The sequence below is a fragment of the Desulfocastanea catecholica genome (assembly GCF_054657295.1).
This window is the reverse complement of record NZ_BAAHYZ010000003.1, coordinates 48,446-74,460: the sequence shown is the minus strand read 5'-3', so window position 1 is coordinate 74,460 and position 26,015 is coordinate 48,446. Positions and strand designations below refer to the sequence as shown.

Annotated in this window: 22 protein-coding genes and 1 tRNA gene; 14 read left to right on the top strand and 9 right to left on the bottom strand. The window is 50.5% G+C overall.

Annotated features, from left to right (window positions below; all coding sequences use genetic code 11):
* Positions 1-79: 79 nt before the first annotated feature.
* The 7 genes from ACYQ8U_RS03680 to ACYQ8U_RS03650 all read left to right on the top strand — a co-directional run bounded on the left by ACYQ8U_RS03680 (position 80) and on the right by ACYQ8U_RS03650 (position 6,625).
* Positions 80-601, top strand: a complete 522-nt coding sequence (locus ACYQ8U_RS03680) for an RsbRD N-terminal domain-containing protein (RefSeq protein WP_459944160.1) — start codon at positions 80-82, stop codon at positions 599-601.
* 93 nt (positions 602-694) lie between these two features.
* The gene (gene dsrM / locus ACYQ8U_RS03675; protein WP_459944159.1) at positions 695-1,717 is read left to right on the top strand and encodes a sulfate reduction electron transfer complex DsrMKJOP subunit DsrM; all 1,023 of its coding nucleotides are present in this window, start codon (positions 695-697) and stop codon (positions 1,715-1,717) included.
* Between the two features lie 40 nt (positions 1,718-1,757).
* Positions 1,758-3,386, top strand: coding sequence for a sulfate reduction electron transfer complex DsrMKJOP subunit DsrK (dsrK, locus tag ACYQ8U_RS03670; RefSeq protein ID WP_459944158.1), 1,629 nt, complete (start codon positions 1,758-1,760; stop codon positions 3,384-3,386).
* 32 nt (positions 3,387-3,418) lie between these two features.
* Positions 3,419-3,820: a sulfate reduction electron transfer complex DsrMKJOP subunit DsrJ gene (gene dsrJ, locus ACYQ8U_RS03665; RefSeq protein WP_459944157.1), complete on the top strand. Its 402-nt coding sequence runs from the start codon at positions 3,419-3,421 to the stop codon at positions 3,818-3,820.
* The gene (gene dsrO, locus ACYQ8U_RS03660; RefSeq protein ID WP_459944156.1) at positions 3,820-4,665 is read left to right on the top strand and encodes a sulfate reduction electron transfer complex DsrMKJOP subunit DsrO; all 846 of its coding nucleotides are present in this window, start codon (positions 3,820-3,822) and stop codon (positions 4,663-4,665) included. The genes dsrJ and dsrO overlap by 1 nt, the downstream gene beginning before the upstream one ends.
* A gap of 7 nt (positions 4,666-4,672) precedes the next feature.
* On the top strand, positions 4,673-5,848 hold the full coding sequence (dsrP, locus tag ACYQ8U_RS03655) for a sulfate reduction electron transfer complex DsrMKJOP subunit DsrP (protein WP_459944155.1): 1,176 nt from the start codon (positions 4,673-4,675) through the stop codon (positions 5,846-5,848).
* A 135-nt stretch (positions 5,849-5,983) separates the two neighbouring features.
* The gene (locus ACYQ8U_RS03650; RefSeq protein WP_459944154.1) at positions 5,984-6,625 is read left to right on the top strand and encodes a hypothetical protein; all 642 of its coding nucleotides are present in this window, start codon (positions 5,984-5,986) and stop codon (positions 6,623-6,625) included.
* A gap of 12 nt (positions 6,626-6,637) precedes the next feature.
* Here the strand turns inward: ACYQ8U_RS03650 and ACYQ8U_RS03645 are convergent, their stop codons facing one another.
* Positions 6,638-7,429: a prepilin peptidase gene (locus ACYQ8U_RS03645; RefSeq protein ID WP_459944153.1), complete on the bottom strand. Its 792-nt coding sequence runs from the start codon at positions 7,427-7,429 to the stop codon at positions 6,638-6,640.
* Positions 7,430-7,551: 122 nt separating this feature from the next.
* Between ACYQ8U_RS03645 and ACYQ8U_RS03640 the strand changes: the two genes are divergently transcribed.
* From ACYQ8U_RS03640 to aroA, 3 genes are read left to right on the top strand one after another with little or no spacing between them, the layout of a single operon-like run.
* Entirely contained in the window at positions 7,552-8,340 is a 789-nt protein-coding gene (locus ACYQ8U_RS03640) for a dihydroorotate dehydrogenase electron transfer subunit (RefSeq protein ID WP_459944152.1), read from the top strand.
* Positions 8,328-9,299 carry a dihydroorotate dehydrogenase gene (locus ACYQ8U_RS03635; protein WP_459944151.1) on the top strand — a complete coding sequence of 324 codons (972 nt, stop codon included), beginning with the start codon at positions 8,328-8,330 and terminating at the stop codon, positions 9,297-9,299. Before ACYQ8U_RS03640 ends, ACYQ8U_RS03635 begins: the two co-directional genes overlap by 13 nt.
* A gap of 19 nt (positions 9,300-9,318) precedes the next feature.
* Entirely contained in the window at positions 9,319-10,590 is a 1,272-nt protein-coding gene (gene aroA, locus ACYQ8U_RS03630; protein WP_459944150.1) for a 3-phosphoshikimate 1-carboxyvinyltransferase, read from the top strand.
* A 69-nt stretch (positions 10,591-10,659) separates the two neighbouring features.
* Here the strand turns inward: aroA and ACYQ8U_RS03625 are convergent, their stop codons facing one another.
* The 5 genes from ACYQ8U_RS03625 to ACYQ8U_RS03605 form a co-directional block, all read right to left on the bottom strand.
* Positions 10,660-11,475, bottom strand: coding sequence for an SAM hydrolase/SAM-dependent halogenase family protein (locus ACYQ8U_RS03625; RefSeq protein WP_459944149.1), 816 nt, complete (start codon positions 11,473-11,475; stop codon positions 10,660-10,662).
* Between the two features lie 67 nt (positions 11,476-11,542).
* The gene (mltA, locus tag ACYQ8U_RS03620; RefSeq protein ID WP_459944148.1) at positions 11,543-12,763 is read right to left on the bottom strand and encodes a murein transglycosylase A; all 1,221 of its coding nucleotides are present in this window, start codon (positions 12,761-12,763) and stop codon (positions 11,543-11,545) included.
* Between the two features lie 15 nt (positions 12,764-12,778).
* The gene (locus ACYQ8U_RS03615; RefSeq protein ID WP_459944147.1) at positions 12,779-13,867 is read right to left on the bottom strand and encodes a lytic murein transglycosylase; all 1,089 of its coding nucleotides are present in this window, start codon (positions 13,865-13,867) and stop codon (positions 12,779-12,781) included.
* A gap of 12 nt (positions 13,868-13,879) precedes the next feature.
* Positions 13,880-14,836, bottom strand: coding sequence for an acetyltransferase (locus tag ACYQ8U_RS03610; protein WP_459944146.1), 957 nt, complete (start codon positions 14,834-14,836; stop codon positions 13,880-13,882).
* A gap of 65 nt (positions 14,837-14,901) precedes the next feature.
* Positions 14,902-17,220, bottom strand: a complete 2,319-nt coding sequence (locus ACYQ8U_RS03605; RefSeq protein ID WP_459944145.1) for an LPS-assembly protein LptD — start codon at positions 17,218-17,220, stop codon at positions 14,902-14,904.
* A gap of 859 nt (positions 17,221-18,079) precedes the next feature.
* Between ACYQ8U_RS03605 and ACYQ8U_RS03600 the strand changes: the two genes are divergently transcribed.
* The 4 genes from ACYQ8U_RS03600 to ACYQ8U_RS03585 all read left to right on the top strand — a co-directional run bounded on the left by ACYQ8U_RS03600 (position 18,080) and on the right by ACYQ8U_RS03585 (position 21,802).
* Entirely contained in the window at positions 18,080-20,338 is a 2,259-nt protein-coding gene (locus tag ACYQ8U_RS03600; RefSeq protein ID WP_459944144.1) for an Rne/Rng family ribonuclease, read from the top strand.
* A gap of 39 nt (positions 20,339-20,377) precedes the next feature.
* Positions 20,378-20,454: transfer RNA gene (locus ACYQ8U_RS03595), tRNA-Arg, on the top strand.
* A 384-nt stretch (positions 20,455-20,838) separates the two neighbouring features.
* Positions 20,839-21,483 (top strand): GntR family transcriptional regulator, encoded by a 645-nt coding sequence (locus ACYQ8U_RS03590; RefSeq protein WP_459944143.1) that lies wholly within the window; start codon positions 20,839-20,841, stop codon positions 21,481-21,483.
* Between the two features lie 73 nt (positions 21,484-21,556).
* Positions 21,557-21,802: a hypothetical protein gene (locus tag ACYQ8U_RS03585; protein ID WP_459944142.1), complete on the top strand. Its 246-nt coding sequence runs from the start codon at positions 21,557-21,559 to the stop codon at positions 21,800-21,802.
* Between the two features lie 577 nt (positions 21,803-22,379).
* Here the strand turns inward: ACYQ8U_RS03585 and ACYQ8U_RS03580 are convergent.
* The 3 genes from ACYQ8U_RS03580 to ACYQ8U_RS03570 form a co-directional block, all read right to left on the bottom strand.
* The gene (locus tag ACYQ8U_RS03580; RefSeq protein ID WP_459944141.1) at positions 22,380-23,132 is read right to left on the bottom strand and encodes a class I SAM-dependent methyltransferase; all 753 of its coding nucleotides are present in this window, start codon (positions 23,130-23,132) and stop codon (positions 22,380-22,382) included.
* 313 nt (positions 23,133-23,445) lie between these two features.
* Positions 23,446-25,332, bottom strand: a complete 1,887-nt coding sequence (gene cooS / locus ACYQ8U_RS03575; protein WP_459944140.1) for an anaerobic carbon-monoxide dehydrogenase catalytic subunit — start codon at positions 25,330-25,332, stop codon at positions 23,446-23,448.
* A 34-nt stretch (positions 25,333-25,366) separates the two neighbouring features.
* Positions 25,367-25,966 carry a 4Fe-4S dicluster domain-containing protein gene (locus ACYQ8U_RS03570; RefSeq protein WP_459944139.1) on the bottom strand — a complete coding sequence of 200 codons (600 nt, stop codon included), beginning with the start codon at positions 25,964-25,966 and terminating at the stop codon, positions 25,367-25,369.
* Positions 25,967-26,015: the final 49 nt, after the last annotated feature.

Below are 26,015 nucleotides of genomic sequence, written 5' to 3'. Positions count from 1 at the left end.
TGGTCATTCATTCGTCTTTTCCTTTACCAGGTGACTATTCAACGCCTGAAGTGTCGTTAATAGAAAAGGTTGTAATCGTATGGATCTTGCCGAAGGTTTTAGAAACCACAGAGAAAAAATAGTTAATAAATGGGTTGAGTATACTTTGTCGACCTATGTTTCATCAGGTTTTTTTGTTAGAGAGCGGGACACATTTGCCAATCCGGTCGGTGCTAATATTCGCCAGGCCTTGGAAAAACTTTTTCTGCTGCTTTCCAAAGGAGCTGATGCCAAAGAGTTTGTCCCGCCACTTGAACAGATAATGAGTATTCGTTCCGTGCAGGAATTCACCCCATCGCAGGCCGTCGCACCATTGAATGGTGTCAAACACATTACCCGGGAAATTTTTGCGGCCGATAAAGAGCGAAAACAGCTGGTAAATGAGCTGTATGATTTTGAATTTGCAGTGGATCTTGCGGTGCTGGCCGCATTTGATATATACATGCACTACCGCGAGCGTCTGTATCAGGTCCGGATCAATGAGATAAAGTCGGGAAGTCATATATTAACAGACAGCAGATGTCCATCGAATCTGCTCTCTGAAAAAAAAATTATACTCTAGGTTAATGGTATTTCACTGGTCTCTGCGCGGATGACAGTCCGTTTTCTGCACCCGCATGGTTTCCAAAACAGTTTAATTGAAGCGAGGTAAGAAATGAAGTACGCCTTCTCATTCCTGGCAGTCATAGCGTTGGTATTGATTGCCGGACTCGGATCTCAGATACCGGGGATGCCTTATCTGTTTGGTGTCGCTCTACCGTATCTGGCCTTGATGATCTTCCTTGGTGGCTGCGTCTACAGGGTGGTGCAATGGGCAAGGTCCCCTGTGCCATTTTCGATTCAGACCACCTGCGGACAGGGAAAATCTTTGGATTTTATCAAACATGACCGGCTTGAAGCTCCGAATACAACCGCAGAGGTTGTTGCAAGAATGTTTCTTGAAATTGTGACCTTTCGATCACTGTTTAGAAACACCAAATCGGAAATATATGATGGACCTCAGATCACCTACGAATCATCCAAATGGTTGTGGATCTTCGCCCTGATTTTTCATTATTCATTTCTGGTGATCGTCGTCCGGCACATGCGTCTTTTTCTCGACCCGGTTCCCGCATGGATCAGTTGGCTCGAAATTGGTGATGGCCTGTTCCAGGTCGGTGCTCCCACCTGGTATATAACCGACATCGGACTGCTGGCAGGGGTTGTCCTGCTGTTTTCCAGAAGGCTTATTACCCGCCATGTTCGCTTCATCTCCCTGATGAATGATTACTTTCCGCTGGTGCTGATCTTTGGCATTGCCCTGTCCGGTATCCTGATGCGTTATGTCCTGCGCACCGATATCGACATTGTCAATATTAAACAACTGGCAGTCGGCCTCGTCACCTTCTCCCCGACAATCGGCGCGGAAATCGGTGCAATCTTTTACATCCATCTCTTTCTGGTCTGTGCCCTGCTGGCTTATTTTCCGTTCAGCAAACTCATGCACTTTGCCGGTGTCTTTATGAGCCCAACCAGAAACATGAAAAACGACAGTCGGGCCAAGCGACACGTCAATCCCTGGAATCCGCACATTCTGCCTCATTCCTATGCCGGATATGAGGATGAATTCCGTGAATTTATGGTAGACGCCGGTATTCCGGTTGAAAAGGAGCTGGCTCCTAAAAAGGATGAAGAATAGGAATATTGACCCAAAACTAGCTTAAGAGGATTAGATAACGATGTCAGTTCCAAAATTAGAACAATTATCGAAAAGCGTAGTGCAGGGACCATCCTTGGCAACAGGAGCAATACCTACCATGGATTGGATGGAATTCCCGGCTGTTTTTAAGCCGGGCAATTATGCCTACCCTGCTAAATCAGAAAAAGTAGCCTATCTCGACAGTCAGTCGGGGCTGCATTTCCCGAATGCCCGTGAGTGGTCTCCGGAAGACGAAGACTGGAAACTACCGCCGGATTGGAAAGAGATAATACTCAAAGGCCTGAAAGAACGTCTTGAAAAATTTCGTTCCCTGAAAATCTTCATGGATTGCTGCGTCCGTTGCGGCGCCTGTGCGGATAAATGCCATTTCTTTCTTGGCACCGGTGATCCTAAAAATATGCCGGTCATGCGGGCTGAGCTGCTCAGATCCGTTTATCGCAATGACTTTACTCTGGCGGGTAAGATTCTTGGTAAAATGGCTGGTGCTCGTGAAATGACCACAGGGGTACTGAAAGAATGGTTTATGTATTCCTATCAGTGTACCGAATGTCGCAGGTGTTCAGTGTTCTGCCCGTATGGCATTGATACCGCTGAAGTAACCATGATGCTCCGCGAGTTGCTGCACCTTGTTGGGGTTGGTATCAACTGGATTCTGGAACCTGCTTCCAACTCCAACCGCACCGGTAACCATATGGGGCTGCAACCCCATACCTTTAAAGACAATGTGGAATTTCTGGTCGATGATGTTGAGTCGCTCACTGGAGTCAGACCAAATATCAGCTTTAACAGAAAAGGTGCCGAGGTTTTGTTCATTACTCCTTCGGCAGACGTTTTTGCCGAGCCCGGGCTGTATACCGCCATGGGCTACCTTGCTCTCTTTGAAGCAATCGGTCTGGACTATACCTGGTCGACGTACGCCTCGGAGGGCGGTAACTTCGGTCTCTTCACCAACAATGAGACCATGAAAAAGCTCAATGCAAAGATGTACGCTGAAGCGAAACGGCTTGGGGTAAAATATATCATTGGTGGTGAGTGCGGTCATATGTGGCGTGTTATCCATCAGTATATGGATACCATGAACGGTCCGGCAGACTTCCTGGAAAAACCGGTTTCACCCATTACCGGCACTGTTTTTGAGAATGCGGCATCATCCAAGATGGTGCATATCAGTGAGTTTACCGCCGATCTTATCAAACATGGCAAGCTGAAATTTGATAAGAGTCGTAACAGCCATGTCAAGGCGACCTACCATGACTCCTGCAATACGGCCAGGGCGATGGGACTTCTTGACGAACCTCGTTATATTCTAGACCATGTTGTCGACTGGGTAGAAATGCCGGAAAATACCATCCGCGAACAGACCTTCTGCTGTGGTTCGGGAACTGGTCTCAATACCGATGAGATCATGGAGCTGAGAATGCGTTCAGGATTACCGCGGGCCAATGCCGTCAAGTATGTTCACGACAAGCATGATGTGAATATGTTGGCATGTGTCTGTGCAATCGACAGGGCGACACTGACATCACTTATGAACTACTGGAATCCGGGAGTTGGGGTTTGTGGAGTTACTGAGCTTGTTGCCAATGCGCTCGTTATAGAAGGCGAAAACCGCGCTGAACTCGATGAAGGGTTCCGCACAATGCTCTAAAATATCCTGAACAGAACAGAGGAGTTAACATAATGTACAACAAAGTAACAATAATACCGGGACTGATCATATTCGTCCTGTTTGTAACTTTCCCACTCTGGTTCAACGCATTTTCGACGGCAAGTACGGTCCCCAAGCCTGAATTACCGCCGGGGGGAGAAAAACAATGTGTCGCCTCAGCCACCGAAATGCGGGCCAGTCATATGGCACTGCTCAATGAATGGCGTGACGAGGTGCTTCGTGACGGCGGCCGTATAGCTGTGACGGTAAACGGAAAAGAATATCGTAAAGGTTTGCAGATGGCCTGTATGCAGTGCCATACCAACAAGGAGAAATTCTGTGACTCCTGTCATGAATATGTATCTGTCACACCCTACTGCTGGGATTGTCATTTGACCCCGACCGCAGCGGCGGAAAAAAAGGAGACACACTAATGGATAAGCAGCGAAGAAAATTTCTTAAAATTGCTGGGGCAACCGCTCTGGCCGGAATCAGTGCCCCGGTGGTCGTGAAACTCACCTCTTCTCCAGCCCTTGCTTCCTCAACGGAACATGGGGAAGCGGCGGTGCAGGCCGCTCCTGCCGATGCCCATAAGGCTGCCGGTCACGGTGTGGAAGAGGCGCCGACGGGAGTACGACTTGGCATGCTCATCGACATGCGCAAACTGTATGGGCATCCGGAACTTCTCGAAAAAGTTACGGCTGTCTGTCACAAGGTGCATAACGTTCCGGAGATTGACGGGGCTAAAAGTGAGATAAAATGGATCTGGGGTACTCCTTTTGAGAATGGTTTTCCGGAGCATTCGGCCTACCATGCACCCAAGATCACCCAGGATAACGATTACCTGGTACTCTGTAACCACTGTGACGAGCCACCCTGTGTGCGGGTGTGCCCGACCAAGGCAACTTTTAGAATGGAAGCAAGCGGGATTGTCGCCATGGACTACCATCGCTGCATCGGCTGCAGGTTTTGTATGATGGGCTGTCCGTATGGTGCCAGGAGCTTTAACTGGATGGAACCCCGGCCGTATATCAAGGAATATAATGCCGATTTTCCAACCCGTATGCGCGGTGTTGTCGAGAAATGTAATTTCTGCGGCGAACGACTAGCTCTTGGCCTGGAACCGGCATGTGTCGAGGCGGTCAAGGATATCGGCGCGATTGTTTTTGGGGATTTGAATGACCCGAATTCCGAGATTCGCCGCCTTCTTGACCAGGAACATACCATCCAACGGAAGCCATCCCTTGGAACCAAACCGTCAGTCTTTTACATAGTGTGAGGGAGTCATGATTGAAAAAGTATTAAAAGGCAACTCTAACTACTGGATGTGGCTGGCTTTTCTCACTGCATTCATTGCCGTCGGAGCGATCTGTTATCTCAGGCAGTTTCTCTTCGGCATGTATCTGACAGGTATGGGCCGAGACCTGTCATGGGGGCTGTATATTTCGCAATTTACCTTTCTGGTCGGGGTTGCGGCCGGAGGGCTGATGCTCGTTCTGCCCTATTATATACACAACTATAAAATCTTCGGCAGGCTGACCATTCTTGGTGAATTCCTCGCTATTTCCGCCCTGGTAATGTGTCTGATGTTTATCATGGCGGATATCGGGCAGCCCTTGCGTGGACTGAATATGATTCTCCATCCAACTCCCAACTCCATGCTTTTCTGGGATATGGTTGTTCTGCTAGGCTATCTTACCCTGAATATCATCTGCGGCTGGGTTATTCTCACCGCCGAACGTAAACAGGTTAAGCCGCCGAAGTGGGTGTACATCTTTGTCTATGTTTCTATTCCGTTTGCTGTTTCCATCCATACCGTAACGGCAATGCTGTACTGTGGTCTGCCCGGTCGACATTTCTGGCTGAGCGCGATTACCGCCCCCCGATTTCTCGCTTCGGCGTTTGCCGCAGGACCGGCACTCATTGTTATCGCCTGTCTGATCATGAAACGGGTGGCCAATTTTGATGCCGGAAAAGAGGCGATCAACAAGCTGACGACGATCATCATGTATGCCGCCATAATAAACGCCTTTTTTGTCTGCCTGGAATTCTTTGTCGGCTACTACTCGAATATTCCCGGTCATAAGTATTCCCTTGAGTATCTGTTTTTCGGTCTCGAGCATAATGGCCATGTGTACAATAATCTTGTCCCCTTCATGTGGAGCTCTGTGCTCCTCTGCTTTGGCGGGCTCGGCGTCTTTGCCTACATGAAAATCAGTAAGGTCTACACTGATCTGTTGGTGGGGCTCGGCTGCGTTATGATCTTTATTGCGCTGTGGCTCGATAAGGGACTTGGATTTGTCATGGGCGGACTGGTCGTCAATCCGTTGCATGAGATTGTCGAGTATTATCCAACGGCCAATGAAATCGGTATCACCCTGGGCATCTGGGCGACCGGATTGCTGCTGGTGACCGTTCTCTATAAAATTGCCGTGGGGGTAGAGCACGAGGTAGAAGCCTAGTTGTCGTCAAACTTCTTTTGCTATGATAGAGCCCCCGACTTGTCGGGGGCTTTTTTTTTTGTTAAGAGAAGAGGATGGAGAGAGATTGACGAGGCTGAGCGCAAATTGACCTAAGGCGTTATCCGAGGATATCATTTGAAACGAAAACGGCTGCTCATTGTTTTTTACTCTTTTACCCAGCAAACCAGAGTGCTGCTCAAAAGATTTGTTGAGGGACTGGAGAGTGAGGGCATCGAGGTGGTTCTTGAACGGCTGGAACCAGTCAAACCCTATCCTTTTCCTTTCAAAACAAATTTCAGTCTGGCTGTAGCCATGATCAGGACCTTTTTCCGGCAGAGGATGACAATTCATCCGGTGAGTGCTCAGTGTTTCGAAGATTGGGATTGTGTTGTTATCGCCGGTCCCACCTGGTCCTATCACCCCAGTGGGCCAGTGCTGGATTTTCTTGATAGATATGGGCGTCAGGTCTGTGCCGGCAAGATGGTTATTCCGTTTATATCATGCAGATCTTACTGGCGGATACACTATTGGTCAGTGAAATATTGTCTGCAGAGATACAAGGCCATTCCTCTTCAACCAATCGTCTTTGTCCATCCGATCAGAGAGCCCTGGCGGTTTATCGGTCTGGTGCTGCAGATGCGCGGGAAAATGGTGCGAAAGGAAAAATCCTGGTTCAGGAGACATTATCCGGGGTTTGGCCACAATAAGGAGCAGGGGGATATGGCAATGGCAGAAGGCAGGCGGGTCGCGAGGATTTTGCTCACGGAAAAGGAGTGAAATGATACCGTTTCAGGGCCATTGCCCGGTGAGATAGAGGTGAAAAAAATACAGAATCTTTTCTGCATAAAAAGTATAAACAAGGGCGGACAAAGAGAGAAAAGGGCCAAAAGGGATACGGGTCCGGCCACCTTTTTTCTGATACAGCATGGCCACTAAACCAACGATCGAGCCGCTTAAGGAACTGGCAAAAATGACGAAAGGCAACGATTGCCAGCCAAGCCAGGCACCAATCATGGCAAGCAGTTTAATATCACCGCCGCCCATGCCGTCAACCTTACGCAGCAGAAAGTAAAAAAGGGCCACGGCATAGAGCAGGCCACCGCCGACAAACAGGCCGATGAGCGAGCTCTGCCAGGTAACGGTGGGACTGACAAGAGAGAAGAGAACCCCGAGAATGATGCCAGGCAGGCTGATGACATCCGGGATTATCTGGTGGTAAATATCTATAACGATGATGACCAGAAGAGCGGCGCTGAACAGAAAATATCCCGCCGCGGCAATGGTTAACTGGAAGGTGGAAATGAGGGCGACGGCAAGAAGCGCCATGGCCAGTTCGACCAGCGGATACTGGAAGGAAATAGGCATCCGGCAATGACCGCATTTCCCCCGCAGGAACAAAAAGCTGACGACAGGAATATTTTCATACCAGTGCAGAGGTGCAGAGCATTGCGGGCAGTGCGAGGCCGGGTAGGCTATTGATTGATCCTGTACCGGCAAGCGCAGAATGACGACGTTTAAAAAACTGCCGACAATGGCGCCGAAAATCGCGGCGACTGTGACAAGAGCGGGGTCGCTGATCATAATAATAAAATAAATAGGTTAAATTTCCTCAAGCTACTAGTTCCGGTGAACGGGAACAAGCTGATTATCTCGGCGGAGTAATCGCCGCTAGGCATTAATCTTTTACATTGTATAGCCTAACTATGTCACAATACCAGGAAAAAGCAACAGTTACCCGTGTCGAACAGTTTTCCGAAAAAAACTATCGTTTGACGCTTGATTGTCCACGGATTGCCGGGTGTGCACAACCCGGACAGTTCGTCATGCTCCGCGTCGGACCTGGCAAGGATCCTCTGCTGCGGCGGCCTTTTTCCATCCACCAGACCAGTGCGGATGGGTTGATGCAGCTTTATTTCAAGGTGGTCGGCAGGGGGACCGATATACTAGCCCAGAAGAGGCCAGGAGAAACGCTGTCGGTTTTCGGGCCCCTGGGCCGTGGATATCGCCTTGATGCAACGTCTCCGTCGGTGATTGTCGGTGGGGGACTGGGCATTGCTCCGCTGCTGTTTCTTGTCAAGGAAAATTGCCGCTTGAAAAATGATTGCGGTGAGGATCTGCTCGTACTCGGCGCACGAGAAAAGATCGAACTCGAACCCCTGCTGGCTGATTTTCAGGCATTTGGTGTCAGTATCCACCTGGCGACCGATGACGGTTCTCTCGGCCATAAAGGTTTTATTATCGATCTCATGCAATCTCTGCCCTTAGCGGCTGGATGTACGGTCTACTGTTGTGGCCCGGAAAAGATGATGGCCGGGGTCAGTTCTCTGTGTAAGTCCAGGGGTATTCCGTGTCAGGTATCGGTGGAAAGCGTCATGGCCTGCGGGATGGGCGCCTGTCTCGGCTGCTCCAGGCCTGGGGCAAATGGCAGCTATACTCATGTCTGTCTCAATGGACCAGTCTATGATGCGGAGGATTTGCTATGGGAGATCTGAGCCCAGGAAAAATTGCCTTGCCCGATCTGCGGGTCAATATTGGCTCACTTGAGCTGGCCAATCCGGTGATGACTGCCTCGGGAACATTTGGTTATGCCCGAGAGTTTGAAAACCTGATGAATCTGCATCGCCTCGGGGCAGTGATCGTCAAAGGCATTTCCTTGCACCCCCGAGCTGGCAATCCGCCGCCGCGGATTGTGGAAACCGCCTGCGGCATGTTGAACGCCATTGGCCTGCAGAATGTAGGTGTTGACCGGTTTATCACCGAGAAAATGCCCTACCTGGCAGGCTTGCATGTCCCGGTCATCGTCAATATTCTCGGCGATTCCCTGGCTGAATATGAAGAGATCACCGCAAGGCTGGCGGGAATCCCCGGGGTGGCCGGCATTGAGGTGAACATCTCCTGCCCGAATGTCAAAAAAGGCGGGGTTGCCTTCGGTACTGACCCGGCCATGGCGGCTGCGGTAACATCCGCGGTCAAGAAAAGGGCGGATGTTCCGGTAATGGTCAAGCTGTCCCCCAATGTCTCGGATATCAAGGTTATCGCCCAGGCGGTTGAAAACGGGGGGGCTGATTCCATAAGCCTCATCAATACCCTCATCGGCATGGCCATTGACCTGAACACGAAACAACCTGTCCTGGCCAATGTTATTGGTGGTCTTTCCGGCCCGGCGATAAAACCGGTGGCCCTGCGTATGGTCTATGAGGTGGCCAAGGTCGTGTCCATTCCGGTTATCGGCATAGGCGGCATCGAGTCGGCGGAAGATGCGCTGGAGTTCATGCTTGCCGGGGCCACAGCCGTGCAGATAGGTACGGCAAATTTTATTAACCCAAGGGCCAGCGAAGACGTCGTCGATGGCATAGCGGCCTATGCCGTGGCGGAAAAATTGACATCAATCCGTGCTCTTATCGGCGGGCTGCGTTTGCCCTCAGCGACACGGCAGTCCCTTACCCCATAGAAAAATTATCGAAATAATAATGATAGAAATACAGCCTGTGCACCATATCGATGCGGCAATTGAAGTTCCCGGTTCCAAAAGTCTTACCCAGAGAGCGCTCATTGCCGCATCTCTGGCCAAGGGAACGAGCACCCTGTCTGGCCCGCTGGAAAGTGACGATACCAGATATTCATCCGAGGCGCTTGTGCAGATGGGCGTCGCCATGGACAAAGGGAAAAAGTGGGTAATACATGGCAAGGCAGGGCTTATTCAGCCGTCGAGTGAGCCGATTTTCCTTGGCAACAACGGCACTGCGACCCGTTTTCTCACCTCGGTCGCCGCCCTGGGCAATGGCAATTTTCTTATTGATGGCGATGCCCGCATGCACCAGCGACCCATTGGGCCGTTGATGGCCGCTCTGCGCGGTTGGGGGGTGGATATCAGTGCCACCAAAGGGACCGATTGCCCGCCGCTCGCCATCAAAGGCCGGGGACTTGCCGGTGGCATGACCATTTTGCCGGAAGGCAAAAGCAGTCAGTACCTCTCTTCTCTTCTCCTCGTGGCACCGTATGCCAAGACGCCCTGTGTACTGCGCGTGCAGGGGGAAGTGCTTTCCAAACCCTACGTGGCCATGACCCTTTCGGTGATGGATGCCTTCGGCATAGCCGTTGACTGTTCATCTGACTTCAGCTCTTTTTCCATCCCGCAGGGCTGCTACCGGGCACGGGAATATCAGATTGAAGGGGATGCCTCGAACGCCTCCTACTTCTGGGCGGCCGCTGCTGTTACCGGGGGGCGGGTCACTGTGACTAATGTCCCTGTGCCGTCCCTGCAGGGTGATGCCATGCTTGTCCCTCTTCTGGGACGGATGGGCTGCGAGGTGAGCAGGTCGGGAAACGGTATTACCTTGCAGGGAACGGATCGATTGGAAGGGATACGGGTGGACATGGGTGATATGCCGGATGTCGTGCCGACCCTGGCCGTCGTTGCCGCCTTTGCCCATGGGCGGACGGTGATTGAAAATATTGCCCATCTACGCATAAAAGAGTGTGACCGGCTCTCCGCCGTGGTCACCGAGCTGAGCAAACTCGGCGTAAAGGTCGAAGAACAGGACGCCGCCATGATCATCCATGGCGAGGGGGGAGCAGGCCTGAAGGGCGCGGTCATCGAAACCTATGAGGATCATAGAATGGCGATGAGTCTTGCCGTGGCCGGGCTGCGCATTCCAGGCGTGCAGATCACCGGGGAAGAGTGTGTGGCCAAGTCATTTCCTGATTTCTGGGAAAGATTCAGCCTGCTTGCATCAAGGTAATCGATAGTCTGTTGCCGTCTTGCTTTTTTGTCGAGCGTGGCCGGGCGGCGACAAACCTCCCCTGGAGCTTTATCGACGAAAAAGCAACACCCTGCAGCCGGTGGCTGCCTGGAGCCGTTGTGCCGCATTGCCCCTATTGACGGCTATTTCAAGAAAATCATGACTGTCGTAAAGCGCCAGCAGGCCGTTTTTTTTCTGGCCGACATAGGATGAAACAAGAGGAACGTCCAGGAGTTGTGCATCTTCACCTATCTGGACAGAGAAGTTCTGTCCCCCATTCAATCCCTCCATATTCCTGCGGGAAATATTCGTGCACAGGTTGCCGAACCGATCGACATGAATGATTTCACCGTGGAGAACGCCATTAATGATGGCACACGCCCTGGGACCGCTGAGGAGACAATCCTTTGGCAGGACAGGTGGCCCAACCCTGGTGATGGGCAGACCGGTTGCCAGCTGCGCCGCCACCGGAGCCATTATATCCCGACCGTGGAAGGTAGTGCTTACCGTTGGAAGAAAGAGAGCTGACTCGGTTATCCGGTGCACCGCTGGCGGCCTGGCGCCGTTCAGGAGAGGCGTAAAGATGCCGTTATCCGGTCCGACAAAGAAATATCCGTCCGAGTGTATGGCTAGAAGAGGTCGGTCCGAACCGACGCCAGGGTCGACAATAACCAGGTGCACACTGCCGGGAGGGAAAAATCCATATGACTTGGTGAGAAGATGTGCGGCGCTGGAGATATCTTGTGGCGGGATGAGATGGGAGATATCGACGATGCGAAGAGCCGGGTTTTGACAGAGAATGACCCCTTTGACGACGCCGACATATTCATCCTTCAGACCAAAATCGGTAATGAGGGTGACGAGAGGATATGCAGGGTGTGTCATGCCGATTGCTGCATGGTTATGCGATGATGGTCCTGGTCTTTTGTCATGGGTTCTCTGTGACCGCTCATCAATGTTTCACGCCGGGGAAGCCCTTTTTCACGAGAAAGTAGAGTTTACCTTCTTCCTTCATATGATTTGCGGCCAGTTCGGCATAATCCCCGCTGCCCCAGAAGAGGTCGACGCGTCCCGTGCCCTTGATCGCTGCCCCCGAATCCTGCGGAAAAACGAAACGGCTCAGTGTCTTCCAGCTGGAGATGTTGCTGTCCGGACTACTCACCGGTCGACGAGAAACCAGATAGCCGATAGTCCCACCGGGCAGGGCCGCTGGGTCCATGGCAATCGATCTGCCGGGAGTGAGTCTTTCGCCGCTGCTTCCTCTTGGTGCCAGGGCATCACCCCAGGAGAAAAATATGTAGCGCGGATTATGTTGCAGGATACGCTGCTGCTGTTCCGGGTTGTTTTCCAGGTAGCTCCTGATGGCCGGAACAGTCACCTCCGACTTCGTCATAATCTTTTCATCTACCAGAAGTTTGCCGATAGAGCGATATTCCAGACCATTTGTGCCGGCAAAGCGCACTGAGCGAATCGAATGATCCGGCAGCTGGATCCTGCCGGATCCCTGAAGGTGGAGCAGGAAGACATCAAAAGGATTCTGAAGAAAGGCCAGTTCTTCTCCCTGTAACAGATTGTTCTGCTCGATTTCAGCCCGGGTCCAGTAGGGGACGAACTGATTATTTCGGTTGTATCGACCGGTTTTGCTGCTGCCGCTTTTCCCACCAGGGAGAACAACGAGAGATTTCGGCAGGGAGTAGATGGGGTAGACAAAAGGTGGTTCGCGGGTGAGACTGCCGAAAAACACCGGCTCGTAATAGCCGGTAACCAGCATGCGGCGGCCTTGTTGGTTCGGTCGCCCTCCGGCCTGGTAGACGAGATAATTCTCATGCAGAAAACTGTTCAGCGCTTCGCTGTCCGGTTTTTGCCGCAGCTGTCCCAGAAGCTCCTGAATGGATTGGAGAAGCCAGGCGGTATCATAGTGGTCGGCCCCGAAGGTAATCTTTGCCCGGGGGTTTTGTTTCTCGAGAAAGGCCGCTTGGTGCTGGGCACATTTGATCAGAGACTCGATGTCCATATCATCGAAGAAAAAAGGAACATCCTGCTGGTCAAGACGGTGCAGGGGTCTATAGACATCTCCTGGCTCGAACAGGTGCGGTCCTGCAGAGAGGCCGGTGGCGGCAAAGATCGACAGCAGATAAACGAGCAGAATGAAGGGACGCAATCGGAGTGACATGTCGAATAGGTCTGATTATTTTTTGAATGCTTCCGCCATTTCACTGACCGCCATGGCATATTTATAGCTGTGGTTGTATTCGGTAATGGCTTGAAAGTTCGGGTAGCCGGCGACATAGCGCATGTTGACATTTTCCTGTGGCGAGAGTTCCAGTTCGATAATGGAAAGTTTGCCGTTCCGTGGTGGGCGGGCGAGGGTGGTCTGCTGGGTTTCAGCGACAACCCTCCAGTCCAGCATACCTTTTCTGCCTTCTTCCTTCGTCGTCATCAGCAGCTCTGACTTGAGACTATTGCCTATTTCTGCATAGACCGGTGCATGCAGTGTCCAGCCAAATCTTTGCAGGTAATGGGCGATGGAGGCGAAAATGTCCTCCATCGAGTGAATGAGATCGCGGCGATTATCGCCATCAAAATCCACCGCATAGGCATTGAAACTCGAAGGCATAAACTGGGCCTGACCAAAAGCTCCGGCATAGGAACCATTTACTTCGAGGGGATCCATGTCATTGGCGCGGCAGAGAACGAGGAAATTGATCAGTTCGTTGCGGAAAAAATCAGACCTGCGCGGGTACATATCAAAGAGGGTATTGAGGGTTCGAAAGAGATTAAAGCCGCCCTGATTGAAGCCAAATCGAGATTCGATCCCCCAGATGGCGACAATAACCTCTCTATCGACACCGAATTCGGCCTCAATTCGATCAAACAAAAGACGGTACTGCTCAAGGCTCTCTTTACCTTTGGCAATAACCGAAGGGGTGATAAACAGCGGTCGGTATTGATAATAGGGTTTCGCCTCCCATTGTTTGTCCATGAGCTCGAGTACTTTGCGGTCGATTTTGAGACCCTGAAAGAGCTGTTGCAGTTCTTTTTGTGGAAAAGCATGGACTTCTTCCAGTTCCAGAAAAAACTGCCGATAACGGTCACTGGACAGGTCGATAGGCTGGCCGTCGACGACACGGTCGGCAGCCTTTGGCGGATCATCACCAATACAGGGGGCACCGAGCAGCAAGCTAAGCAGGAGTGCGAAAAGTACGGCGGAAAACAAAGAAAAATTCAGGCGAGAGTATATGATGGCTCTTCCTCCACGATTTATAAGCCTGCGCATAATCTACCATTGTCAGCGGTAAAAAGAGAGAAATTTTTCGAGAAATTTATCCAGTTGATCTGCCGGCAGACTATTGATGCCCGCGGCAGCAGCTCGGCCGCCCCCTGTAGGAAACAGTTTACAGAGGGTATCGGCACCCTGCCGGTCGTCAAGCGGGGCCCGGACACTGATTCTCAGACTACTATCATCATTTTCCGAGAGCACTGCATGGGCGGCATGCGTCATTTCTCTCGCCCTGAGATTGGAAAAAACACCGGTGACCCTCCTGGCCCATGGCGTGGAGGGGAGCAGGTAGACTCTGTTTTTGCCCGGAGTCTGCATTTCCGGCACTTGCATTACCGCTGCAAGATCATCACGATATCCGCTTCTCAGAATGGCTAGTTCTGTTGATTGGGCGATAAAATCAAAAGGACTGCGATAGGGTTGCACCGCCTTGAACAGCTCGGCCGGGTGAAAGTGAAGATCCTCGAGAGTCGTGCCGTAGCCGTTATAATTGAACAACTCTCCCAGCTCCTGTAATTGACCTGTCTGTTGCCGCGTCAAGCCCTGGTCGTCTGCATAGTCGCGGGCTTGCTGGTGTAAATTGTCACCAAAGGCGCCACAGATGGCCCAGAGACAATGTTTACCCGCTAGAGTTGCATCGACAAGAAGTGACGTACAGGTATCGGGAGAGTGGTCAATAAATGTCTGCAGCAAGGGGGATTGGGGCAGGGTGCCGGCAAAGTGGTGGTCAAAGTAGACGACCCTATTGTTGTTGCCAAGCAAGCGCACAAGCGGGATACGGTTACTGTCCAGGGAGATGTCGAAAACAGTCAGCGAACTGTTGCACAGGTATTCAACCTGAGAGAGAAGGCGGATATCTCTTTTTACGCCGGTGAGTAACTGTGCGCCGGGCGCTGGGTTTTCCAGGCGATATTGCTGCAGGGCGAATATGCCGTCGGCGTCGCCATTGAAAATGTCATAGTCCATGATAAACTCTCATCGGGAGAAAACGCTCATGCTCTTGCGGCTGAGCGATTGGTTCTTGGTTGTAGTTAAAAACTTGCTCCCAGCGGAACACCGATGTTGGCGAGACTGAAAATGACCAGGTAGCTGGTGTCTTCGGGGGTGTACCGTGTCTCGAATCGGACCGACCAGCAGGGTGCCTGATAGATCAACGATCCTCTGGCTTCAATAGTTTCATCCTGGGACAGGGAGTGTTCAATTAACCCGCCCGCACTCCAGCCATTAATAAGACGGGCAAGAAAATATGCATTGAGCTGCTCGATATTTTCCGCCTCATTAAAACTGTAATCAAGGTTAAGGTAATCGCCCCTGGCGTTGGTGTAGTTTCCTTCAAAGTTGTGGCGGTTGAATTCGCTGTCATAGACGTCATAGTACGTTTTATAGGAAAGGGCGGTGCCACGGAAGAGATTCCATTTTAATTCGGAAAATATCTCGGAAAATGGCCGGTCGGAGGCTTCATTACGCAGGTCGAAGGCTTGTTCTATGTTTAACTCCAGGAACGTAGAGGGGTTTCCTTCACTGCCGCCATAGTTGGTATAGGAACTTAAATAGTTATCAAGGCCGTAGGTAATTACTTGTTTATCCTCAATGAAATCGACATCATCAAACTGAGGCAGATCCTCCTGATCAACGTCAGCCAGATAGCCGTATTGAATATACGGCCGGACCTGATGGGCAGTTGTTCGGTTGCCGCCTGATGCAGAGAAGAAATCTTTTTCCAGAGTGGTCGCCAGCTCATATTCGAACTCAGGATAGAGACGGTTTTGCACCTTATCGTTGTTCCACGTCTCCTCCCCGTACGTTTCGACGACATAGAAGGTATTGCGGAGGGAAAATTCGGCTCTCGACTCAAGATAGGGTCCAAGAGGTATGGGCGACGATATCGACGGATTGACATCAAATCGATGTCCGCCGATGCCGTCCTCTCGCCAATAGTTGACATAATTTGTATCCCAATCTAAAGAAAAATACGAATCTCCGAGAGGGATGACGCCGGAGTAGTCGATACTGGGCAGTTGCCACAGCGGTGTATCGGTGCTGCCGGCGTTGGTATCTGCATCATTGATGGCGAGCAGGTTAGCCTGCAGTGATGTGCCATGCCAGGTGCGGAGTGTGTTGAGGGTGTTTTCGCGTAAGGCATCCGATTCATTCTGGAAACCACGACCAAAGGATTCGAGATAACGGTTATGGGTTTTTTCAAACCCTGTTAAACCGGAATCAAATTCCTTGAGATAGTCCTGATCGGAGACAATATCCAGATCAAGGCGTGTCTGCCAGCCGGCAAAGGAATGGTCGGCCTTGCCCCGAAGCCAATATCTGTCGCTGTTATCATGGGTGTAGCCGGTATCATTATAATATTCGGTTTCCGAAGGGTCGGAAAGTTTGTCGTCGAGATAATTCGCGGTGATGACGCCCTTGTCGGAGGCACTGGCGACATAACGGAATTCGACACCCGGCATGAAGCCGCGATTATGCAGATATGCCGGATAGAACGTTGCATCGGCAGACTCGGAAATGTTGAGAAAGAATGGCAGGTTAAAACCGAAGCCATTATTTTTGGAAGCGGAAAACTCCGGGAAGAGAAAACCGGACTGCCGGGTGTTTTTTACCGGAACAAGCAGGTATGGTGTATAAAAGACCGGCACATTTCGTATGTTGAATCTGGCATGCTTGAGCACGGCAAAGCCATCTTGGCGGACGTTAGTCTTCGAACTGGAGAAACTCCAGGGAGGAGTCTGACCGCTCTCGAGTTTACAGGTGATCACCCAGCCGTCATCAATCCGGTAGGTGTCCGGTCCGGTCTTTTCAATTTTTTTCCCTTCGAGATGGAGGGCGTTTTTCTTGTAGAAGACGGTTGCATCGGAAAAAATTCCTGTTTCAGTGGCTAATTGCAAGGTCCCTTCCTGGGCAAAAAGCTGGGCATCTGTGGTGGAAATCTGCACATTCCCTTTGGCATTTATGAACTCAAGATCCATGTCATAGACGATCTGGTCAGCCTTGATTGTCATGACCGTTTGATACTCCGGCGTGGCCGACTGTTCAATATCCTCAGCCGTTTTATCTGCGTCTTCAGCCGTTTCTTCAAGAAGTTCGGACCATTGGGAAAATTTGATTTCAGCTGCGGAGCGTCGTGGCGGCAGCCGCTCTTTTTTTATCAGGACCACATCGCCCTGTGCGACAATGCTGCTTGGGTCTTCATAGCGTACAAGCTTATCGGCAGTAATATTCCATTCTTCAGTCGAGACTTTCTCCGCATGTACCTGACCGGCAAGACCGCCGCTTAACAGCAGAATTAATGCAGCCCGGATACATTGAAAACAGGTTAATCGAAACGAACTTCTGGACACAGTATACTCCTTTCGAGAGATCGTTATCTGCAGTGCAATAAGCTTTCCTCTTCGCAGGGAAAAGAGTAAAATAGAGAGTATTTCTGTAAATTCTGCATTTTTGCGGGATAAAGCCTAAACGATTCCACGTCTAGGCTTCGTCAAGAGCTGGAATTTACGGTTCAGAGCAAACACTGTCAAGATTAAAGTCATGCGCTGGTCGGATAATGATGAGATTATCTGCTTAATAATATTTGAAAAATGATGATTTTTGCAATATGTGCCGACTCGCCTTCACGGGACAGAAAAAATCCTGAAAATTAAATTTCTCCCATAGGGGGAAAGAACAAATATTATTTGTGTTTCATTGAAATTGACAGTACTAGTGTGTCGGGGAATTGTTCCTCTCCATATGTGAAAAGATATATCACGTTTTCACAAAAATATGTATGACATCTCAAAGAGATGTCCGGGATCATTTCCTGTTAAAAAATTGAAGGGTTATATTGAGTAAAAGACAGTTTTTCGGCCTTCTGAAACGTGCTGGTATTACGGCAGATTATCTGCCTGATCCGCCACAGTATAATCGCTGTCTGAGCTGATCTTGCTGAATGTGTCCCGCGAAGAGTGTTAGTGCCATTTAAATTATTAACAAATAATTTCAATGGCGCCTACCCCGCAAGGGGTAATGAAAAGCGTGTTCCCCTGCAGGGGGATTTTTCGAATCCCGCCCTGGCGGGGTGCGTACCAATAGGATGATTGTTCGATGATTGTTGGTAATGTCGGAAGCGTATCGCCCGCATTACCAGGGACTCTATCAATAAGATGGCCGGATCGCTTCCCACTGCACGTGTGGTGCATTCGGTAAAAAGGACAAAATATGGTTGTAAAGAAAAATGTTGAGAAAGAAAAAAAGACTGTTCAGATAAAGGCGACGACCGGGGCATGGTGGAAAAGTACCACCAGTACAGGCATAGACGATGCGATCACTGCTGTCGTAGAGATTCCAGAACCGAAGAATGAAGTGGTCGCGACTGAAAACCAGACTGAAAAGCAGCCTGAAAAAGCAGTGCCGAAGAGGAGCCCGAGGAAGAAACCGGTAAAAAAGGTCAGCACAGAAAAAGTGGTTGCCGAGACCGCTGCCGAAAATCTGGATCAGCCGAAAAAAAGTGCTCCTGCCAGAAAACCTTCCGGAAGGCGGAGGTCAGGCAAAGGGAAAGAAGCTGACAAGAACAAGACGGTAACTGAAGCAGTATCGACTGAAGAAAAAGAGGCGGTCGCCGGCATCGATGAGGGTGTATTCTCTCTGGAGACGCCGACTGCTGAGGAAAAGGTACCATCAAAACGTTCAAGGGGACGTCGGGGAAGAGGATCGGCAAAAAAGACTGCCGCCGTAGAAGAGACATCTCTGCCGGAAGAAGCAACTGAGCAGAATGCCGACTCTGCCGCAGATGCTGTAGAGATGCAAGAAGCCGCGGACATCGAGGCGGTTGCTGCCCGTTATGATGATGAGCTGGACGAGCAAGCTGCTCTGTCTGAACCACGACCGGCCAAGGAAAAAACGACAAGAGCAGCGGAGCCCAAGGAAGAAGAGCCCAAGAGAGTCTGCAAGCTGCTTATTAATGCCGAAGAACCGGAAGAATGCCGATTGGCCCTGCTTGAAGATGGTCGGTTGGAATCTATCCATGTCTCAACGATTTCCAGAACGCAGACAAAAAATAATATCTACAAGGCCCGTATCGTTGCCCTCGAGCCGAGTCTTCAGGCGGCATTTGTCGATTACGGTACGGAAAAAAACGGTTTTCTGCCATTTAGTGAAATCCATCCCGAATATTATAAGCAGGATTTGAGTGCGGAGATTCGGCAACAGGTGGAAAATAACCAGTGGAAGAAAATCAACATAACCGATGTCGTGGAACGGGGGCAGGAGATCCTGGCCCAGGTCGTAAAAGAAGAGGTGGGCAAGAAAGGCGCGAACATGACCACCTTTCTGTCGATTCCCGGTCGATGTGTGGTGCTCATGCCCGGCTCGGATTCGGCTGGAATTTCCCGAAAGATTTCCGGCGAACAGCGTCGAGGACAGCTTCGAGATACCATGACGGCCATGAATTTACCGGAGGGGATCGGCTGGATTGTCCGTACGGCCAGTGTTGATATAACCCAGGATGCCCTGTCGCGAGATGTCGAGTATCTCCTTGAGCTGTGGGGCGAGATCAAGAACAAGGGACAGGAAATGGACGGGGTCGGCCTGGTGTATGAAGATCACCGGAGTGTGCTGCGATTTTTGCGGGAACATTTCGATCCCTCTATTCAGGAAATCCTCGTTGATGATCGGACTGCCCTGGAACAGGTGAAAGAGTTCGTCAAGATGCTGCCGCCGGAGCAGCAGAAAAATGTCAATGTGCGTTTTCACCAGGGCGCTCGACCGATTTTTAATCAGTACAGCGTTGAGGACCAGATAGAGTCGATTTATCAATCGCAGGTCAATCTGCCCTCAGGCGGCTCTATAGTCATTGACCCGACCGAGGCATTGGTCGCCATCGATGTGAATTCGGGTTCCACCTCCCGGGGTAAAAATTTTGAGGCGTCTATCTTTCAGGCCAACATGGAAGCAGCTGCGGAACTCGCCCGGCAATTAAGACTGCGAGATCTCGGCGGCTTAATTGTTGTCGACTTTATCGATATGCGTAACAAAAAACATATCCTGGCCGTAGAAAGAGAAGTGAAAGCGGCGATGAAGAAGGACAAGGCCAAGGTGGACTTCAGCAGAATATCCAAGTTCGGCCTCATGGAGATTTCACGGCAAAAATTAGGCGCTCCCATTGAGTCGGGAAATTATCGCAGATGTGAGCATTGTAAAGGGCGGGGAACGGTACGCTCGGTCGAGACCCTCTCGCTCTATTATTTGCGGCGAATTCAGACCGGTGCCAGTCGCAAGCAGGTAGAGACCATTGAATGCCATTTCCCGCTTGATGTGGCATCCTATCTGCTTAACAAAAAGCGAAGCGAACTCAATGAGCTTGAAAAGCGCTACCAGGTAGAAATTTCCATCATTGCCGAAGTCGATATGAAACCGGCAGACCACGAAGTGCTTTTTCATAAGACGGAAAAAGAAATAAACACCAAAAAACAGGCTTGAGTTACTGATCAATCTAGGGTATAAAGGCAGCTCCTCAATGCACCAGTAGCTCAGCTGGATAGAGTACCTGACTACGAATCAGGGGGTCGCAGGTTCGAATCCTGCCTGGTGTACCAAGAAATTCAAGCACTTAGCTCATTTTGAGTTAGGTGCTTTTTTATTTAGTTCTATGATGCGATTGGGTATATTAGGGCCATGATTCAAGGTGGCAAGGCCAATAATCTTAGGTGGATATTTACTTTTTTCAGAGAAAAACTGGTTGTCCGATAAAGGGACATTTGGTGGAACATATAGCCAGAGGTGAGATTTATGGGGAAAATTCATTACGTATACTGGTAGCATCCCTAACAGGAAGAGCTTCAAACATTGAGTCTTCTTGTTAAGCAGGGACAAAAGAATATCTCAAGATGCAACTTTTATGACGGCGTCAGTGACCAATCCTTGACAATGATTTATAGATCATATATTATCGATAATATATAAAAGGAGATATAAATGTGATGGGTCGTAAAGCCGTGAGTAAGGATAGTCTGACAGAGCAGATAAAATCTATTCTTATTGATAGGATTGTAGAAGGTACGCTAAACTCAGGCGACAGATTGAAAGAATTACAGATTGCCAACGAGTTTGGCACCAGTCAGGCTCCAGTGCGTGAGGCACTTCGTAGCTTGCAAGCTCTTGGTTATATTGAACACAAACCCCATGTGGGCGCTTTGGTCAGAAGGTTCAACAAGAAGGAAATTGAGGAAGCATATCTGGTGCGTGAAGCACTTGAAGGGCACTGCTTGATTCTTGCTGAAATCGATACTGTAAAGCTTGCGGAGCAGCTCAGTATTCATCTTGAATCTATGCATAGGGCCGTTACCAATACAGATGTGAAGGCTTTTACATTGGCAGACAATCTGTTTCATCGCTCCATTGTAAAGTTTTCTGGCAATCAGACCATGCTGACTATGTGGGAGGCTCTCAGGATGCAGTCTCAGGTCATGGCAACAATTGTGGATACATCAATGCCCATGGAGAAATTATATGCCCTTCATCCTCCAATAGTTGTGGCTTTAGAAAGAAACCACCGTGAATATTCGGCACGTTATTTAGCATCGCACTTTCGGGAAATATCCCATTACTGGAGGAAGTGCAACTGAAATAGGAGGCGTTAAAAAAACGCTATATGATTGTAAAGGTAGCATTATCGATAATCGATAAAAGGAGGACATTGTGAACCCTATTAATCAAACCATCGAAGACAGGACTGGAGATTATGAATCTAAAAGCCTAAGCTTGGAAGAAATGGATGTACTTTGCAGAAAATGTCATCAATTGCATGATGAGGAGATCATTCTCATCATAGGACGGTTTTTCAGAGTGATGAAGAAGTTTTTTTCCGCAGAAAGAAATGGGATCACCACGCATCGCCAAATAAATGGTTCTTCCAAATTAAGCGTAAGTGCAGTGAAAAATTAGTAGCAAAAAGAATGGACATGCAGTCCTTATTAAAGCAACCAAGCAAAAAATAAGGAGGGTTCTGCATGTCCACGAGTTTACTCTATCATGGTTTTGGTATTGAAAATAATGGCCCTTCACGAGACAAAGTACGTTTTAGTCGGATGAACCGATAATTCTCCAAAGAAAAAACTTCTCCCTGTCCTGCAATATTCGCATATACACGCCAGGTAAAAGTGCGAGTTAGCAAACACCGTATTTCTTTTTTTTCTGATATAAACTCCCAAAAGTATCCGCTACACAGAATTTACATAGAAGCTGTTCATTTCCCCAAAGAAGTCGAAGTGTATTCGTAAGCTTTCCTGTACGTCACTCCAGTTGCGAAACAGCACCCTGAGGTATACTAGAACTATGGCATTTTTCGTCAACAATCCCAAAGACAGGAGGTTCATCCTTCCAACCTCAATGCTTGATATGAAAGTATCGGGCACAGTTAAGTAACAGGTAAGCCTCAGGGAACCGTTTAGTGAGGACCCTCATACTGGGTGCTGTGGTGGCTAGGGGGGGAGAGATTCCCCCAGTTACCTGATTCGCCTATTTACTTCAGCTTTCTCGCGACATACACCCCGTAGCTGAAATAAGCCCTGTATGTCTGGTAGAGGTCGATTTCCCGTTGTTCCGCAGCCACGATCGCACGTGCTTCTGCATTGTTTCCGTTCCGGTTCAGGAAGTCTTCAAACCTGGCTTGCATGGGTCGGTAATACTCATCTAGCCAGCATTGCTCTGGTAATACAAAATACCCAACCGGCGAATAACCGTGATTTTCCAGAATCCTGATCTTGGCCGAGGCGACATCGATTTTGGGATATTCGCTATCCCAATGGTTCTGGAGTTCCGCTGGTCGGGAGGCCGTGATCCATGTGATCTCGGAAGCAACAAATAGACCACCCGCCTTCAGGTAGCGTCGCCAGTCCGCCACTCCTTTTTCAAATCCGATGTTATAGATTGCTCCCTCGGACCAGATGACGTCCAATTCGTCATCGGCGAAAGGTAGGTTGTCCATGGAGCAGGCAAGTGTTGAGATCCTGTCTGCCACCCCCATGCTTTCAGCCCTGTCCTCGAGCACATCCAGAAAGTTCTGAAGGAAGTCCACCGCCGTGATTTGGGCATTCAAGAGCCTGGCAAGCAGGAGGGTGGATGCCCCCGTACCACAACCGATATCTGCAATCTTGAGCGGCGTGGTCCGGTTGACTTTGGCCAGATTGAGCGCCTGCTCCGTCTCGGCATCCCCACCCGGTCCTTGCCGACAGCCTTGTTTGTGTAGGTCGATTAAGAGTTTGTAATTATCCATAGCCTAAGCTCTTCCTTGTTTTGGGCGAATGAGGATGTATACAGAACTGTTTATCTTGCCACTTGTAAAGTTATACAGAAAGAATGCCTGCTAGGCAATGCGGATAATTACACAACAATATCGAGCAATCTCAGATTGAAGTCTTCAGGGATTCAACATTCAGGATAAAACAGAGAACGCGACCTAAAGTTCACTTTGATTACAAATATCGTCAGGTTAAAATATTAATCAATGACCCCTTCAGATAAGATATGGGAGCATACAAATAGCCTGGGTGTCCTTAAAAACCCCCAGGCTTGTATCGTAGCTGTTTTTATCCGATAGTACGATTATCGAGACCCAACGCCTGGCGTTTCCCCTCAATGGTTTGGCGCAGAAAAATTGCCGCCTTTTCCGGATCGGGCTCGACTGCGAAAGTGGCCCCAACCACGTCTTTAAGGCCTTCGGTGAGCAGTTTGACCACGTTCATGGATCCGGTAATGGGAGGCATCGGGCCAAGGTGGGTGGTGACCCCCGAGGCAACGAAGTAGACCCCGATGGTGACCGCCTTCTCCGAATACCACTCCGGCGCCGAGCCGGCTACCGGCAGGTCGCAGATATCCACACCTAGAGCATTGGCCAGGGCCGAAACCAGCACAAGGATGCGGACGTTATCGACACAGGAACCCATATGCAGCACCGGCGGGATACCCAGCGCTTTGCAGATCGCCTGCAGTCCTGGCCCGGCCATTTCTGCGGCTTCGGGCAACTTGAAGCCAGCTTTGGCGTTAGCCACCGAGACGCATCCGGTATCAATCACCAGGATATCGTTTTCAATGAGTCGCTTGGTCAGGGTCACGTGGCCGTAGTCGTGCTTGATTTTTGGGTTGTTGCAACCGACAATACCAACCGCGCCGCGGATCTTGCCGGTTTTGATGGCATCGATCAACGGGTCGGCAGTGCCGCCCATGGCGCTGATGATGGTCTCCACGGAAAAGCCGCCGACAGCAGGTTGTGGCTCCACTGGAATATAGGGGACACCTTTGCGGTTGGCGTAATTCTCTACTGCTGTGCGAACTACCTCGACGGCCTTTTTCTCAGCATTACCGGGATGGAACTCCACATGTTCCATCTGTGGAAATTGGGCCTTATCGCTGGTACTTATCATCTTGGTATGGTAGCAACCGGCTGCCTTGCCGATTGACGGCATGATGCACTGGTAATCAACGATCATCATGTCCACCGCACCAGTAGAGAGGATAAGTTCCGTCATCAAATGGTTGCCGGCCATGGCGATACCGCGACGCATAAGCAGCTCATTTCCGGTACAACAGACGCCAACCAAATTTATACCAGCAGCTCCTTTGGTTTTTGCCAGATCTAGCAGGTCTTGCGACTGACAGGCCAGTGAAACCATCTCCGAGACAACAGGGTTATGGCCGTGTACGACGATGTTGACCTGATCGGCTTTGAGCACCCCTGCGTTGACCATAGTCGGCCGCGGGGTAGGCACGCCGAAAAGGATGTCCGAGACCTCGGTGGCGATCATAGAACCGCCCCATCCGTCCGAGAGCGCGTTACGCATCCCCTGAAGCAGCAGGGTCACCCAGTTGTTGTCCACACCCATGTGAGTACGGTGCATCATCTCCGAGGTTTCCCGATCGATGCCGCGGGGGATAAGATTGTACTTTTTCCACACTTCGCGCCGCTTCTGCGGGGCGCGATCGACGAGTTGGATGGCCTTGCGGCGCATGCCGTAATCCTCCATCATCGCCTGGGCCAGTTCACCTGCGAGGGCCAGGGTTTCTTTGCCGTCGACGACAATACCGTATTCTGTGGCAAGCCTTTTAAGTTTTGCTTCATCACGGATTTTGTAACCGATGGCGCTTCCATCGGCGACTCCGGCAAGCACTTCAACCAGATCGCGACCGTGGTCTGAATGGGAGGCGGCACCGGCAGCAATCATCCGGCAAAGATTACGGGCGACGATGATATCGGCATCCGCGCCGCAGACGCCAGTCTGGGGACCTTCACCGAAAGGATCTACCCGGCATGGTCCCATCACGCAGATGCGGCAGGAAAGCCCCATATCGCAGAAACCACACTGGGGCTGCTGGGCCTCGTGTCGTTCCCAGACAGTTTCGATACCATCCTTGCGAGCCTTGGCGTAGAGCAGATCACAGTCTTTGGTGACCGACAGGCTGGATTTTTGAGCAAACATGATTGTCTCTCCTTGTCTTCAAAATGGTATCATCTCAGCGCTCGTTCAATTCGAGTTCTGCACGTTTGATGGACTTCAGCAGGGCCACTCCGGCGGAGACATTCGGATTATCAGCTTCCCCGGTCATAGCCCGGGCAACCTCACGGTTTTTCCGCCGCATGGCTTCATCAACCGGCTCCCAGGTCAAGGCGCCTGCTTTGCACACCTCGACACAAGCGGGAATCAACCCTTTGGCTACCCGGCTACTGCAGTTATCGCATTTGACGGCTATCGGCCGATTTGGCGGGCCAAGAGGATCTTCATGAAAGCGGATCACCCCGTAGGGACAGGCCATGGCGCAGGAAGCACAATTGATGCAGCGGTCCGGATTGATCATTACCGTGCCGGTGTTGGCTATCCAGTTGATGGCACCTGCTAGACAGGCGGCCTGGCAGGGTGCGGGTTGGCAATGGCGACAGCGGTTGGGGAAACCCTCGTTAAAACGGCCTGCACCCACATGGATGCGAGGTTTTGGCTGCGGACGTTCCAACGCAGCACTAAACAGTGTGCCGTTGCGCGAGTGGGCCGTAGCACAGGTCAACATGCACTGCATGCAGCCTACACACCGTTCAGGATGAACGACGACTTGATTCATGGCTCCTCCTTTGTAATACACGTAATCCAAGGTAATAAAAAACGATCCT